Below are 14856 nucleotides of genomic sequence, written 5' to 3'. Positions count from 1 at the left end.
TTAATTTTGAATCACTTTTAACTTTGTTCCATTCACAAAATCTTCGTGCGAAATAAAAAAGCTATTAAGTGGTTTTCCGTTTATCTCAATCGAATTGATTTTTCCATCATTATTCTCTTGCCTTTCAATTACAATGCTTTCTTTTTTATAATATGCCGGATCTAATTTGATCGTCACTCTATGAAACATTGGTGTTGTAATGGTATAAATTGGATCTCCGGGCGATATCGGATAAATTCCCATCATAGAATAAACCAACCAGGCCGACATGGTTCCGGTATCGTCATTTCCGGGCAATCCTTTTGGTTTGTTTTGAAAATATTCTTTTACCAGTTTTTTAACCATTTCCTGACTCTTCCATTCCTCTCCTTTTACATAATTGAATAAATAGGGATAGGCAATGTCCGGTTCGTTTGCCATATCAAATTGTTTGAGATCAAAAACTTTTTGCAATTGATCTGAGAAAACTTTATCACCGCCCATTAATTTAATCAATCCCCTGATATCATGTGGCACCATAAAAGCATATTGCCAGGCATTCCCTTCGATAAAGCCTACATTTGCCTGAAAATTAGATCCTGCTTCAGGATCAAAAGGTTCATACCATTTTCCGTTAGCGGTTCTTGGCCGAAGTAATTTTAAATCTTTATCGTATAATTTTTGGTACGAGAGTGAACGTTTCGTAAAACGCTTATAATCGTCTTTTTCGCCTAAAGCTTTCGCTAAAAGTGAAATCGCATAATCTGAAGTATTGTATTCTAATGTGGTAGAAACGGGGCCCGGATAATTAGTGGATAAATATCCTTTTTCGATATATTCTTTAAGTCCGGGACGCAACGGATTATTTTCAGTTTTATCCGCACCTTTTAGCATTGCATAGTAGGCTTTGTAAATATCAAAATCCTGAATTCCTTTTAAGCAGGCATCGACTATAACTATACTTGCGGGATCTCCTACCATGGTAAATGTTTCTGTTGAATTTAATTCCCATTTGGGTAACCATCCGTTTTCATCATACATTTCCAGCATGCTTTTTATCATATCAGATTGTTGCTTAGGATATACTAAAGACGTTAACGGATGCATGTTTCGGTATGTATCCCATAAAGAAAATACGGTATAACGGGTATCTTTTGTTTTACCAATCTTACTTCTTTTGATTTCAGGATATTCTCCGTTGAAATCATTTAAGGTATTGGGATGAATTAAAGTGTGATATAAAGCGGTGTAAAAAATCGTTTTATCATCATTTGAACCGCCTTCAACTAAAATTTTAGAAAGTTCCTGGTTCCATTCCTGGTACGTATCTTTATAAACGGCATCAAATGATTTGTTTCCGGTTTCTTTTTCTAAGTTGTCACGGGCATTTTCGATGCTTACATACGAAATTCCAATTTTAACTTCAACCTTTTGTTCCTTTTCGAATTTATAGATAAAATAACTTCCAATACTATCTCCTACAACAGTTTTAACAGTATTTTCCATTATTCTGGTTTTTCCGTTATATCCCATCCATTGTGCTTCGACACCGTTATACTTCGTAGTCTTTTTCCAAACACCAAATTTATCTGCCGGTTTAGAAAATTTTGCCACAAAATAAACAGGATATGCATCCTCAGGGCTATTATAACAAAAAGAACCTACAGATCGCATTCCTTCAATTTCTGTTGAGGAAACGACTTTTATCATCGCGCCTTCTTCATTGGTTAATCCTAATCCGAGGTTTAATAAAATATTCGATTGTCCTTTTGGGAACGTGAACCTGCTTACACCTACTCTTTTTGAGGCCGTAAATTCTCCCTTAACTTTATACTTGTCAAGATTTACGCTGTAATAAGCCGCTTTGGCCACTTCATTAGAATATCCCGATCCGTATTTTAAATGATCGATTTCTACATTTCCTGTGGTAGGCATTAGTAAAATAACCCCTAAATCAGGACAGCCCACACCGCTTAAATTAACCTGACTAAATCCGGTTAAAAAGGTATTTTCGTTTACATAAGGATTCGATAACCACTGACTATCTTTTTCTAACGGACGGTTTTGCGGCCCTGCAACATTAAACGGACTTATACTTGCCATACCTCGTGGTGCAATAGGTCCCGGAAAAGTAGCTCCAAAATTGGATGTGCCGATAAACGGATTGACAAAATCAACGGGTTCTTGTGCAAAAATACTTATGCTAAAAAACAGCATGCAAAAAATACATGCTGTTTTGGATATTATTTTTTGTATTGAAAACATATTTTTATCTGTTAATAGCTTCAATTTTTAAAGTCCAGGCTTCTTTTGCCGGTAAATTATTTCGTAAGCTTTCCGGAATTACCACTTTAAATCCTTGCGCTTCTTTTGTCCATTTAAGGGAAGTTTTAGACCCTAACATTGTGATTTTTGTTCCTTTTTTAGGATTGATCGATTTTACGGTAACAGTGGCAGGAATTTTATCTTCTCCTTCTTTTGCTAAATAAAAGGCGAATACATTTCCGGCTTTATTTTGCGTAAAGCAAATATTTTCTTCTTTAAAAGGTTCGATTGGTTTTGTATCGTAAATCGCTATGCTGTTTACTTTCATCCAGTCTGCGTAAGCGGCTAATAAATCATAGGCTCCTTTTTGCCATTCTCCTTCGGGACTTGGCGCGATATTCAACAACAGGTTTCCGCCTTTTGCCACCACATCAATCAACATGTGAATCCCTTGTCTTCCTGTTAAATAGGTAGCATCCGGAGTATAAGACCATCCACCGCCAGACGTAATACATGATTCCCAGGGGTAAGGCAGGGTTTTTTCAGGAACTCTGTTTTCAGGCGTTAAATAATTTTGGTTTTTACCGTGAACCGCTCTGTCTACTACAATTAATCCCGGTTGTTTTTGGCGTGCTTTTATGACCAATTCGTCCATTTTAGGATCTTGTTCTACTACTCTGTGTTTGATGAAACCGTTTTTAGATTCGTTTTCTGCAAATTTCTCTTCGTAGTTTTCTTTGATGTTTTGCTGGTCCCTTTTTCTAACCCATCCTCCATCTAACCATAAAATATCTACTTTACCGTAATTGGTAAGGATTTCTAAAATTTGATTGTGTGTAAAATCAACATACTTCTGCCATTTTTCAGGATATAATGTTGGATCGTAATTTACGTTTCTGTCGAAAGGAGGAAAATAAGGATCCCAATAGTTTTCATTATGCCAGTCCGGTTTAGAGAAATAGGCTCCTGTTGAGATATTTTCGTTTCTAAAAGCATTAAAAACTTCTTTCAAAATATCTGCTTTTGGATTTGTGCTAAACGGACAAGCTGCATCTGTTACTTTATAATCAGAATATTTAGTGTCGTACATATTAAATCCGTCATGGTGTTTGGTGGTAAAAACCATGTATTTCATTCCTGCCGCCCTGGCTGCTTTTGCCCATTTTGCAGGATCAAATTTGGTTGGATTGAATGATTTTTTCAAACCTTCGTACTCTTTTACATATTCATTATAATTGCCGGGATTGCTGCCTTTTTTGCGTTCGCACCATCCATAATCTTCTGGGCAAATAGACCAGGATTCTACAATTCCCCATTGGCTGTAGGTTCCCCAGTGCATTAACAATCCAAACTTTTTGCCTTGCCATTGCTCTAAATTTTTCAATACTAACGGATCCGTTTCCGGTACATAGCGCTCATCTTCATAAATGGCCTGCGAAAACAGCTGGACTGAAAATAATATCGCGATTATGAATATTCCTCTTTTCATCTTAATTCTAATTTATGGTTTTTGTTTTTTGTTTTGTCTTTATTTTTAAACACATAGAAACATAGCTTTTTCCAGCTTTCAAAGGCGTTCACTTGCATTCATACACATAGAACTATGGCTTCCTGGCTTTAGTTCACTAAAATTTCATCTACGAATAACCACGACGATTCTCCTTTAGGGCTTTTCTTCAGGTTTGATGCAATTACTTTAATAAATCTGGTATTTGTTTTTGTAAAATTGATTTTGAAATCTTTCAGTTCCGAAGTCACATTTGCTGCGTACGGACGTGAAATTTTCCCGACTTCCTGATAATTGATTCCATCATTAGAAACCAGAACTTTGATTTTTACAGGAAAATTAACCCCTGAGCCCTGGCTTTCCAAAGTTCCAACGATTACCTGCTCCACAGCTTCCTGCTTTTCAAGATCAACTACAACTTCCATATCATTGACTAACCAGGCCTGCCATTGTCCGTCGTGGAAATTTTTAGATCCGCGAATGGTATTGACCAGGGTAAAAGGGCCGTCGCCTTTGTAATTATCATTAAATGGCGTTAAATATTTTACTTTATGTGCTACGGCTTTGTGAAAAACAATCGTATCTGTAAACGTTTTCCCAACTGGTTTCTCATTTTGAAACAAGGAAGCTTTTAAAACGGTTGTTTCGCCAACCTGAATTGGATTTACATATTTCACAGCATTCTGATCGATAGTTTTATTACCCAAAACATATCGAATATCCGGATTCGGAAATTCATTTTTTAAAGACAAATTGATTTGTTTTTTAGTCAAATCTGCGCTTGAAGAAGCGGTGACCAAATAAGCACTTTTTGCATAATTGATTCCCATATATTCATAACGCATTAGTAATGGCGCTAATCTTGTGGTGAAATCATTCCAGTTACGGCTTTCTTTAGAACTCCATAAAACTTCGGCCATAGCCGCGAGTCTTGGAAAAATCATATATTCTGAATCCTTTGGTCCGGCAAGATGTTCTGCCCATAAATTGGCCTGTCCGCCCAAAACGTGACTGGCTTCAATAGGCGACATAGTAGGCTCCACCGGATCAAATTCGTACACTTTGCTTAATGGCGTATAACCGTCGAAAGCTAAAGGTTCTTCGTTTTGAGGTCCCTGATAAAAATTAAAATAACAATGCGATTCAGGAGTCATAATTACATCATGTCCCTGGTCTGCCGCTTCAATGCCGCCTTTTGTTCCTCTCCAGCTCATTACCGTTGCTTCGGGAGCTAAACCTCCTTCTACAATTTCATCCCAGCCAATTACTTTTTTTCCTTTAGAATTAATGTATTTTTCAATTCGTTTTACAAAATAACTTTGCAATTCGGCTGTGTTTTTTAAACCAAGATCTTTCATCCTTTTTTGACAATGCGGGCATTTTGTCCAATTGGTTTTCGTCGCTTCATCTCCGCCAATATGAATATATTTTGAGGGAAAAATGGCCATTACTTCGTCTAGCACATTTTCCAGGAATTCAAATGTATTTTCTTTTCCGGCACAATAAATATCTGTAATGGGCCATAATCCGCCTGACGGAACGCCAATACGCTGATCAAAACAAGACAGTTCCGGATAGGATGCAATGGCAGAACTTACGTGTGCCGGCATTTCGATTTCAGGAATGACCTCTATGTTTTTAGTTGCGGCGTATTTTACAATTTCCTTTAATTCTTCCTGGGTAAAAAAGCCTCCATAAGTTCCTTTTTCATCCGGATTTGTGGTCAGTCTTGCATTCCAGGAAACATTTTCCTGATCGACTCTCCAGGCACCCACTTCTGTTAGTTTTGGATATTTTTTAATTTCAATTCTCCATCCCTGATCATCCACCAAGTGCAAATGCAAAACATTCATTTTGTGCATCGCTAAACGATCAATTGTCGCCAGAATATAATTTTTATCAAAGAAATGACGTGATACATCGAGCATTAAACCTCTCCATTTAAAACGGGGTTCATCCGTAATCGTTACATTTGGAATCTGCCATTTTGCAGTGGTAACAGGATAATGGCTTTCTATGGACACCGGAAGCAATTGCCTGATGGTTTCTAATCCGTAGATAAAACCGGCATTTCCACTTGCCGTAACGATAATAGTACTATTGCTTACTTCTACTTTATAGGCTTCCTTATGAAATGCCGGATCAGCTTTAAACTGGATAAAATTACTTTGTGGTGCTTTTGCTCCTAAAACCGGACGCCAGCCTGCAGCAACTCCAAATTTGCTGATCAAAGCATTTGAAATCTCTTTTTGAAAATCAGTAGTCACTACAAAAACAGTATTTTTAGAAAATTCAAAAGTTCCCGGCTGTACTGTCAGTTGATTCGGTTTTGGAATGATCTGAATGTCTTTCTCCGTATACACTTTCTGACTATAACCCGAACTTAAAACGGCTAAAAAGATGAAGACAAAAAAGGGCTTTAATGTTCTCATAATTATTATTTTAAAGAAGGTGTTATTTTAAATTGATACTGATAATTTTTGTCTCTCAACAGGTATTTTTCCATTGGCCATGCCTGCCAGCTGTCAATTCCGCCCACACCCATTTGTTTCGAATCGATTTTTAAACTCGTTAAATCTCTTTCCTTCAATTCGGCAGCGTGTCTTTGGTCTTTTTTCAATCCGTCATCTAAATCTTCATTTAAATAATGCAAAGCGGTTACGGCTAATAAATTATCTGATGTCACTGTTAATTTCAATTTATCGCCCGATAATTCCAGAAAACGTACATCCGTTTTATTTCCGGTTTCCTGCGGACGGATGTATGGGTAATACTGTTCTGAAACAGTTTGTGTATAAAGGCCTACCTGAGAACTGTAATTTCTGTCGATGTAATTTTCGTGCGGCCCTCTTCCGTAATACGTCATATTGCTGAAATCCTTTGGAACAATTATTTCCATTCCAAATCTTGGTAAGATTGGTGTTTCAGTTCCTTTATCAATATTTAATTCTTCTTTCACAAGTAGTTCTCCGCTGCTATTGATTTCGTAATTCAATATTAATTTTGCAAAAACCTGAGGCAAACTATAGGTCGCTTTTATCTCAATTTTATTGTCTTTTGTAGCTGTATAATTCCAGTTTACAAGTATTGGGTTTTCTGTTGCTGTTTTCCAGGCTACTAAGTTTACCTGAAAATTAGCGCCGAAATCATTATCGTTTGGTGCTCTCCAAAGGTTAGGACGCAATTGATATCCGTCTTTTATAATTGGTAAATTATTGAATGAATACCCCTTGATAAATCCGGTTTTCTGGTCGAAAGTAATTTCGGCTTTATCACTTTTAAAAACGGTGCTGTTGGCTTTTTTCTCTACTGTAATTTTTCCTGAACCTTCTATTTTAATATCATTTTTCCAGATACCTTTATAAGCCAGTTGTTCTGTTGCAATCTCGAATCCTTTTGGTAAAAACGGCTCGTCTTGTTTTAACTGATAACTTATAGTAATAAAAGCTTCCTGAAATTTTTTATCGCCTAATTTAATCGGTAATGTATACGTTTTGGACTGCCTTGGATCTATTGCTAAATAATCAATTACTCCTGAATCTTGTGTAATTCCATCCAAAATTAATTTCCAGTGCAAAGTCACATTACTCAAATCTTTAAACGAGAATTCATTGTACACTTTAACCGTTGCGGTTTCTTTATTTTCCCAGGAAGTCAGAATGTTCTGAAGCACATTTTTTACTTCAAAGGCATGCGGATTTGGTTTTCTGTCTACTGTAAATACGCCATTGTTCACAAAATTATTATCGCTTTTGACATCTTTTGGTCCAAAATCGCCTCCATAAGCTAAAATAGTAGTTCCGTCCGGTTGTTTTTTATACACCGACTGATCGATCATATCCCAGATAAATCCTCCCTGAAAGTTTGGATATTTACGAATCACATCCCAGTAATCTTTAAAATTTCCCATTGAATTTCCCATTGCATGTGCATATTCGCACTGAATGTAAGGTCTGGACGGATTTGGGTTTGCCAGAATATATTCTTCCATTTTATTAGGCGAACTGTACATTGGGTCGATGATATCAGAATCCCATTCAAATTTTAAATCTTTTCCGTCCCAGGCTCCGGCAGTGGCTCTTTCGTACTGAATGGGTCTTGATTTATCGCGGTTTTTAATCCACAAATAGCCTCTGTAAAAATTGTACCCGTTTCCGGCTTCGTTCCCCATACTCCAGATAATGATCGACGTATGGTTTTTATCTCTTTCGACCATGCGCTGCATACGCTGAATATGCGCCAGCTCCCAGTCCGGTTTATTACCCAGTGTTTTGGTAATATCATACCCCATTCCGTGTGATTCTATATTGGCTTCATCCACCACATAAATTCCGTATTTATCGCATAATTCATAGAAATATTCATCGTTAGGATAATGGGACATTCTTACCGCATTGATATTAAATTCTTTCATGATTTTAATATCCTGTTCCATACGTTCTCTTGAAATCGTTTGTCCGGTTACGGGATCAACTTCATGACGGTTTACTCCTTTTATGTAAATGGCTTTTCCGTTTACTAAGAGTTGCCCCCCTTTGATTTCTACTTTTCTAAAACCAACATTTTGATGGATCACTTCGACAACATTTCCTTTTTTATCTTTTAAAAGAAAACTGATCTGATATAAATTCGGGATTTCGGCACTCCATTTCTTTGGATTATTTACGGCAAAATCAAAAGTTTGTTTTTCGCTTACAGCGGGAATTACTTTTGAGGTTATAATCTTGTCGCCATCTTTTAACTGAACGTCTAAAGTATAACTGTCTTTTTTATCTAAATCGGACCATTGGGTTGAAATTTTTAAAGTTCCGTTTACATAATTTGCATCCAGGTCCGGAATGATTTCATAGTCTTTTAAATGGGCTTTGTTTCTCGCCACCAAATAAGAATCTCTGGTGATCCCGCTCATTCTCCACATGTCCTGACATTCTAAATACGAACCGTCATTCCATTTCATTACTTGCAAAACGATGGTATTTTTACCGGTTTTTACATATTTGTTCAGGTTAAATTCAGACGGGAGTTTTCCATCTTCGCCATATCCCACATAAACGCCGTTTACCCAAACCGTAAGATTTGATTTTGCGGTTCCTATATGAAGAAAAATGTCTTTTCCTTCCCACGATTTATCAATTGTAATTTCTCTTCTGTAAACTCCCGTCGGGTTGTATTTTGTGGGCACAAACGGTGGGTTTGGCGCCATCAAATAATCAAAATCGTAAGTAGTATTCACATAAACCGGATATCCATAGCCGTTTACATCCCAGCTTGCCGGAATTTTAAAATTATCCCAGCTTTTATCATTAAAATTCGTTTTCTCAAAATCTTTAGGAAGATCATTTGGGCTGTCCACGTATTTAAATTTCCAGGCTCCGTTAATGTCCAGGTAATTTTTAGATTGCCTCCATTCGTTTTTTGCCGCCAGTGCTTCATTTTCAAAAACATAATAAGCCGCGTGCATAGGTTCACGATGCTCTTCGTTGATTTTTTCATTCTGCCAAAACGGAACTTTCTCCTGTGCGTTAACCGCTACTATCGAAGTTATTAGTAATGATAATATGGATATTGTTTTGTTCATTCTTTATTTTTTTATTCTTGCGTGCTGTTTTTTTTCCGAACACATAGAAACATAGATTTTAAAGTTAAAAAAAAGACGTTTAAATCGTATAAAATTCACAGAGCAATGTGAAAATTGGGTCACTATTTTTAATTTTATGAGAGAAAATCTATGTTTTTATGTGCTTAAAAACAATCCATTATTTCAAACTTGCTTTTGTTGCAGCGATGGTTTTTAAATTACTTTCTGTCAATGCATTTCCATCAAAGAAAGAAACGCCAACTGCCCCGTTTTCTTTTGCCAGTAAAATAGCTTCTTTTAGTTCCTTATCATTTTTTAATCCCGGAATATAAATTCCTGTGTTGATTTTCGTTTTCTTGTCTTCTAAATCGGCAACACCTTGTTTTGTAGCGTAACCAACCCAGTCAATTTCTTCGTTATAAAAACTATGGTAGATCATGGGATATACCTCATCGATGTTCCATTTGTCCCAGCGCTGGCGCACCATGTGATCTGCCATTTCAGGATAAGGAAACACTGCGGCCGTTAGTTTTTTATTGTGCTTGTGGGCAATTTTATAAGCATCATTTACAACTGCTTGTATGGCATTTAACCTGAAATTTTTCCATTCCATATCGATCGAAGTGTTATGGCTTTCTTTTGGATTTTTATGATGGATTTTTTCGAATGCTTTGATACATTCATCACAGTAACAGAAATCGAATTGAGGTAATTCTGTGTCCTGTACTAAATTGTATTTAGGCAGTAAACTAATAGGTAAAAAGATGTCCGGAAAACGAATATAATCTAAATGAACGCTTTCGATCCCGTCTACTTTTGCTAATTCTTCTACTAAGGCTAAAACGTGTTCTCTTGATTCTTTTCTGGTTGGACATAACCATTGGTAATAATCTACATAAGGGCGATTGTCAAAACAGGATTTTCCTTCTTTGCTTACCATATACCAATCCGGATGTTGTAATGCCAGAGAATCTCCGGGTCTGTTCATGGCCATAATCCAGGCATGCACTTTTAGGCCCTCTTTTGTCGCTAAAGGCACTAATCTTTTTAAAAGTTTTGGGTCTGTAGTGGTATTGATTAATACTTCATCGATTCCGCCATCTTTGTATTTTTTAAATTCTTTTGCATAATCGGCATCTGATTTTTTAGCATCTGCAGTGGTCCAGACTCCAAATTTAAAGGTGGTTTGCCCTTCTTTTTTGGCACAGGAAAAAACAGTAAGCGCCAATAAAAAAAGGAATAGTTTTGGTAGTTTCATAGTGGTTTATTTTTGTATTATTTTGCCATCCTGCCTGATCACAAAGATTTGATTAGAAAATGGGCTTTTTACTGAAATATTAAATCCGGCAGAATGATTTTCCAGTATTGGTTTTAATATTTTACCCTCAACGCTAATTGGTTCTTTCGTAAGATCAGCCAGTGATTTTGCCCATACTTTATGCTTTTGATTGTATTCTTTTTGAAATCGGTATAAATTATAAAGTTCCCATTTTACTTTTTCATCCTGCGGAATGGTAAAGTTATCTTTTCCTTCTTTGGAAGAAAAATAAACATACCCCCATTTCTCCGGTTCATGCATATTGATCACACCCATTGGCGACCAAACCCAATTGTACTCGGGCAGAAATTTTCCGTCAGCTCCTTTTTTGCGTTCGTATTTGCCGTCAGCAATTGAATGCTGCCAGTTTACTCTTGAGAAATTAACCCGCCAGAATTTATCTATAGGAACGTTTTTGTCAAAATACGACGTTTTATAAGATGCCCAGGGAATCGCCATTTCTAAAACCCAACCCTGATCAATGTCGTTGGGATTATTTAGCGTTCCATGAATTTTAACTGCTGACTTCAGGCCCGGAATATTCCAGTCGTTTAAAACAACATTATCATTTTCACGATAAGGTTTTGATAAAAATAGATCCCAGGCGGTATTTAAGGCGTTTATTTCTAATTCATAATAGTTAAAAGTGTCGCTATCGGGATCTATAAAAACTTCAAAATCATTGTTATAAAAGATAATGGTATCACGTTGTTTTAAATTTGCCCAAACATGTGGTTCTTCTATTTTCGCTACAATATAGAAATTGGTTTCATCCCAGAGCATTTTTACTTTTGTGGCATATTTTGGTTTTATGCCATTCTCTATATCTTCAAAAAGATCTGTCCAATCTGCTTTACTCCAGGCTTCATCCGTTTCGTCACCATCGATCACGATTGGAGTTGTCGTTTTTGCAGCTACATAGGTTTTAGGAATAATGGTGTTTTTCTTCGACTGTGAAAAACTTACAACCGAAAGAAAACCAACAACAACTGTTAACCATTGAATTTTTAAACGCATGCTTTTTCTATAAACTGTTATCTTTTGTAAATTGAACTACTTCGCTTAATTTACCAAATGCAATAGCTACAACCGTATCTGCTGCACCGTAATATACGGCTAATTTATCTTCTTCAGTATCGTGTAAAGCGGCACATGGAAAAACTACATTAGGTACATCTCCCACCATTTCATAAATTTCTGCGGGACCTAACAAATATGGCTGTGTTCTGTATTTTACTTTATCCGGTGCATCAACTTCTAAAAGTGCCGATCCCATAGCATAACGGAAACCATTGCAGGTATTGATAACGCCGTGGTAAATCATTAACCATCCTTCTTCAGTAAGAATTGGGATTGGCCCTGCCCCTACTTTGGTGCATTGCCATGCGCTTTGTTCGAAAGGGCTTGGTTTCATTACTAATCTGTGTTCTCCCCAATATTTCATATCCGGGCTGTAACTGATCCAGATGTCTCCAAAAGGGGTGTGTCCGTTGTCACTTGGACGGCTTAACATGGCATATTTTCCGTTTATTTTTTGCGGAAATAAAACCCCATTCCTGTTGAAAGGCAAATAGGCATTTTCGCATTGAAAAAATTCTTTGAAGTCAAAGGTATATCCAATACCAATTGTTGGTCCGTTGTAACCATTACACCAGGTAATCCAGTAACGGTCTTCGATAAAAACCACACGCGGATCGTACTTATAAGCCGATTCGATCATCTCTGTATTTCCGGCCTGCATTACGATAGGGTCGTGATTGATATCCCAATCGATTCCGTTTTTACTAAATCCGGCAAAAATATTCATTTGAACCGCTTTGTTATCACATCTGAAAACTCCCGCAAAGCCATCTCCAAAAGGAACTACAGCACTATTAAAAACACTGTTTGATGATGGAATCGCGTATCTGTCGATAATAGGATTTTCAGAATATCTCCACATTACGTCGTTACTGTTTTCGGGTCTGTCTTGCCAGGGAATTGTGCTCATTTTTTTGTTTTTTATTTATTTTGTATTGTAAACTTTGTCCTTTTATTTAAACACATGGAAACATCGATTTGGAAAAACTCAAAAAGGCGTTTTACTTTATTTAAACACAAATGACTATGTGTTAGACACTAGTTTCTTTTATTCTTTTTTTTTATTTTCTCAATTCTGTGTTATCAGTCTTTGTCGGGTTACGGGTTTGATCCTTCGTTCCTCAGGATGACAAACTGTGTCGTTAATCTTTGTTGCCAGTCTTTGTCTGGTTACGCATGTGATCGTTCGTTTCTCAGCATGACAAAATAAATTCTTTTACTTAATCTTCAATTTTTCGAACTTTATCTAACCACGTGAATTTTAAAATTGTTGTAGTCACTAAAAATACTGCAAATGCTGTAATCGCTTTTGGATAATCTCTTATAATAAAGAATATCGGAAGCAAAATCATACTCGACTGCCATACAATCCCAATGGCACAGTTTAACATATCTTTCCAGAAATCATTATTTTTTTCGAAAGTCTGATCTTCTGTTTTTAATAATTTGTAAACCGGTTTCCACCAGCCCCACGGCCTTACATTGGTGTAAAAAGATTTCAGAACTTCAATATCAGTTGGTTTACTTAAAAAAGTTCCTAAAAGACAGCCCAAAATCGAAAAGCCAAATATTAATGGAAACAGATAAATAGCCTGTACTTGTGATAATTCATATAAAAATGATCCTTCGGACAAGCTTCCTTTGGCCTGCCCTAAAGCAAATTGTAAAGAAGCTACAATTAATCCGGCAAACATGCCCCAGAAATACCCCCAGCCGTTAAATCGCCACCAAATCCATTTTAAGAAATTGGCTGCGACATAACCTCCGTACAAAGCACTGGTAATCCATAAAGTTAAAGAATTGATCGAGTCTGCAAAGAATCCCATAAAAACCCCTAAACCAACTACAAGAAAAGAAGAAATCTGACTTACTTTGATATAATGCTGATTGGTAGCAACAGGTTTGAAATATTTTTTATAAATATCATTTACAATATACGCCGGTCCTGCATTTACAAATGCTGAAAACCCGGACATAAATGCGGCCAGTAAACCGGCAAGCAAAATTCCTTTAATTCCAACCGGAATATATAAATTGACCACTTTTGGCATTAACAATTCTAAATCGGCTCCGGTTAAGCCTGTATTGGCATTTAATTCCGGTGCCATATTGACCAACGCAATTACTACGATTCCGGTAATTAACAAATATCTTGGAATGAATAAAATCAAGTTCGTAAAACCACTCATGTAAGCCGCTTCTTTTACTGATTTGGTAGACAATACTCTTTGTAAATCATAGCTTGGTGTTGGGCCTGCAATACTGGCGAAGAAACCTTTAAACAAGGTCATGCCTATAAAAGCGCCAAACATTTTGTAGCCTTCAGAATCTATTAAGTTATTAAAGGTTTGAAATTTATCACTCCATTGGGTCTCAAACTGCCATCCAAAGAAAACATTCTTCCATTCTTCGGTGATAACCGAATTAATCTGAATATCCGTATAATTGATAAAAGCATAACCGGCAATCAAAACTCCCGCAATAATCATGATAAGATATTGAACGACTTCTGTGGCTACTACCGAAAACATTCCGCCTTTCACCGTATAAATCGTCGTTAAAAGAATGATGATCAAAGCATAAGAGCGCTCTGAAGTCAATACAATTAAATCACCGTAATGAAGCGTTAAATCCCATGGCAAAATAATGGTTACAAATTTCCCGATTCCTTCAAAAAAGTAGGCAATAAAACCAATGGTAGAAATAATAGCAAAAATAGCCACGATAATATGAGATGCTTTTCCGGCTCTGTCACTTCCAAAACGGGTTAAAATCCATTCAGAACCTGTCATCACTTTTGATCTTCTGATCCAGACAGCGAGAAACATCATGACAAAAATCTGGTTCCATATTGGCCAGAGCCACATAAACATAAAACTTTTTACACCGTACAAAAACAATACTCCAATCATCCAGGAGGTTCCTGAAACATCAAACATTCCTGATCCGTTGCTTAGTCCTAAGAAATACCATTTGATTGTTTTTCCGCCAAGAAAGTAATCATCCAGTCCTTTTGATGCTTTTCTTGAAATCCAAATTCCAATTCCTACCGAGAGCAGAATGTAAGCTACGATGATCGATACGTCAATTATATCCATTCAATTATTTGTTTGTTGGTTAGTTACAGTT

At 36.7% G+C, this 14856-nt stretch carries 8 protein-coding genes; all 8 read right to left on the bottom strand.

The genetic code is table 11. The features are described 5' to 3' along the window. The 8 genes from ACHRWY_RS23100 to ACHRWY_RS23065 all read right to left on the bottom strand — a co-directional run bounded on the left by ACHRWY_RS23100 (position 1) and on the right by ACHRWY_RS23065 (position 14825). On the bottom strand, positions 1 to 2244 hold the full coding sequence (locus ACHRWY_RS23100; RefSeq protein ID WP_395357745.1) for a GH92 family glycosyl hydrolase: 2244 nt from the start codon (positions 2242 to 2244) through the stop codon (positions 1 to 3). A 4-nt stretch (positions 2245 to 2248) separates the two neighbouring features. Next, on the bottom strand, positions 2249 to 3733 hold the full coding sequence (locus tag ACHRWY_RS23095; protein WP_395357744.1) for an alpha-L-fucosidase: 1485 nt from the start codon (positions 3731 to 3733) through the stop codon (positions 2249 to 2251). A 128-nt stretch (positions 3734 to 3861) separates the two neighbouring features. After that, entirely contained in the window at positions 3862 to 6183 is a 2322-nt protein-coding gene (locus tag ACHRWY_RS23090) for a family 20 glycosylhydrolase (RefSeq protein WP_395357743.1), read from the bottom strand. 5 nt (positions 6184 to 6188) lie between these two features. Beyond that, a complete protein-coding gene (locus ACHRWY_RS23085) occupies positions 6189 to 9329 on the bottom strand; it encodes a glycoside hydrolase family 2 TIM barrel-domain containing protein (RefSeq protein ID WP_395357742.1) in 3141 nt (1046 codons plus the stop codon). A gap of 178 nt (positions 9330 to 9507) precedes the next feature. Further along, positions 9508 to 10587 carry a putative glycoside hydrolase gene (locus ACHRWY_RS23080; RefSeq protein ID WP_395357741.1) on the bottom strand — a complete coding sequence of 360 codons (1080 nt, stop codon included), beginning with the start codon at positions 10585 to 10587 and terminating at the stop codon, positions 9508 to 9510. Between the two features lie 6 nt (positions 10588 to 10593). Continuing rightward, positions 10594 to 11664 (bottom strand): carbohydrate-binding family 9-like protein, encoded by a 1071-nt coding sequence (locus ACHRWY_RS23075; RefSeq protein ID WP_395357740.1) that lies wholly within the window; start codon positions 11662 to 11664, stop codon positions 10594 to 10596. Positions 11665 to 11671: 7 nt separating this feature from the next. After that, the gene (locus ACHRWY_RS23070; RefSeq protein WP_395357739.1) at positions 11672 to 12637 is read right to left on the bottom strand and encodes a glycosidase; all 966 of its coding nucleotides are present in this window, start codon (positions 12635 to 12637) and stop codon (positions 11672 to 11674) included. A gap of 310 nt (positions 12638 to 12947) precedes the next feature. Then, complete coding sequence (locus tag ACHRWY_RS23065; protein ID WP_395357738.1) at positions 12948 to 14825, bottom strand: sodium:solute symporter family protein; 1878 nt, start codon at positions 14823 to 14825, stop codon at positions 12948 to 12950. Positions 14826 to 14856 lie beyond the last annotated feature (31 nt).

The organism is Flavobacterium sp. FlaQc-48 (assembly GCF_044007335.1).
Lineage (GTDB): Bacteria > Bacteroidota > Bacteroidia > Flavobacteriales > Flavobacteriaceae > Flavobacterium.
The sequence above is the reverse complement of the archived record's forward strand: the minus strand, read 5'-3'. Positions and strand labels throughout refer to the sequence as shown.

What these genes read in the sequence shown, in the direction of transcription:
- ACHRWY_RS23100 (WP_395357745.1), bottom strand. Translation starts at nt 2,244, where the DNA reads ATGTTTTCAATACAAAAAATAATATCCAAAACAGCATGTATTTTTTGC.
- ACHRWY_RS23095 (WP_395357744.1), bottom strand. Translation starts at nt 3,733, where the DNA reads ATGAAAAGAGGAATATTCATAATCGCGATATTATTTTCAGTCCAGCTG.
- ACHRWY_RS23090 (WP_395357743.1), bottom strand. Translation starts at nt 6,183, where the DNA reads ATGAGAACATTAAAGCCCTTTTTTGTCTTCATCTTTTTAGCCGTTTTA.
- ACHRWY_RS23085 (WP_395357742.1), bottom strand. Translation starts at nt 9,329, where the DNA reads ATGAACAAAACAATATCCATATTATCATTACTAATAACTTCGATAGTA.
- ACHRWY_RS23080 (WP_395357741.1), bottom strand. Translation starts at nt 10,587, where the DNA reads ATGAAACTACCAAAACTATTCCTTTTTTTATTGGCGCTTACTGTTTTT.
- ACHRWY_RS23075 (WP_395357740.1), bottom strand. Translation starts at nt 11,664, where the DNA reads ATGCGTTTAAAAATTCAATGGTTAACAGTTGTTGTTGGTTTTCTTTCG.
- ACHRWY_RS23070 (WP_395357739.1), bottom strand. Translation starts at nt 12,637, where the DNA reads ATGAGCACAATTCCCTGGCAAGACAGACCCGAAAACAGTAACGACGTA.
- ACHRWY_RS23065 (WP_395357738.1), bottom strand. Translation starts at nt 14,825, where the DNA reads ATGGATATAATTGACGTATCGATCATCGTAGCTTACATTCTGCTCTCG.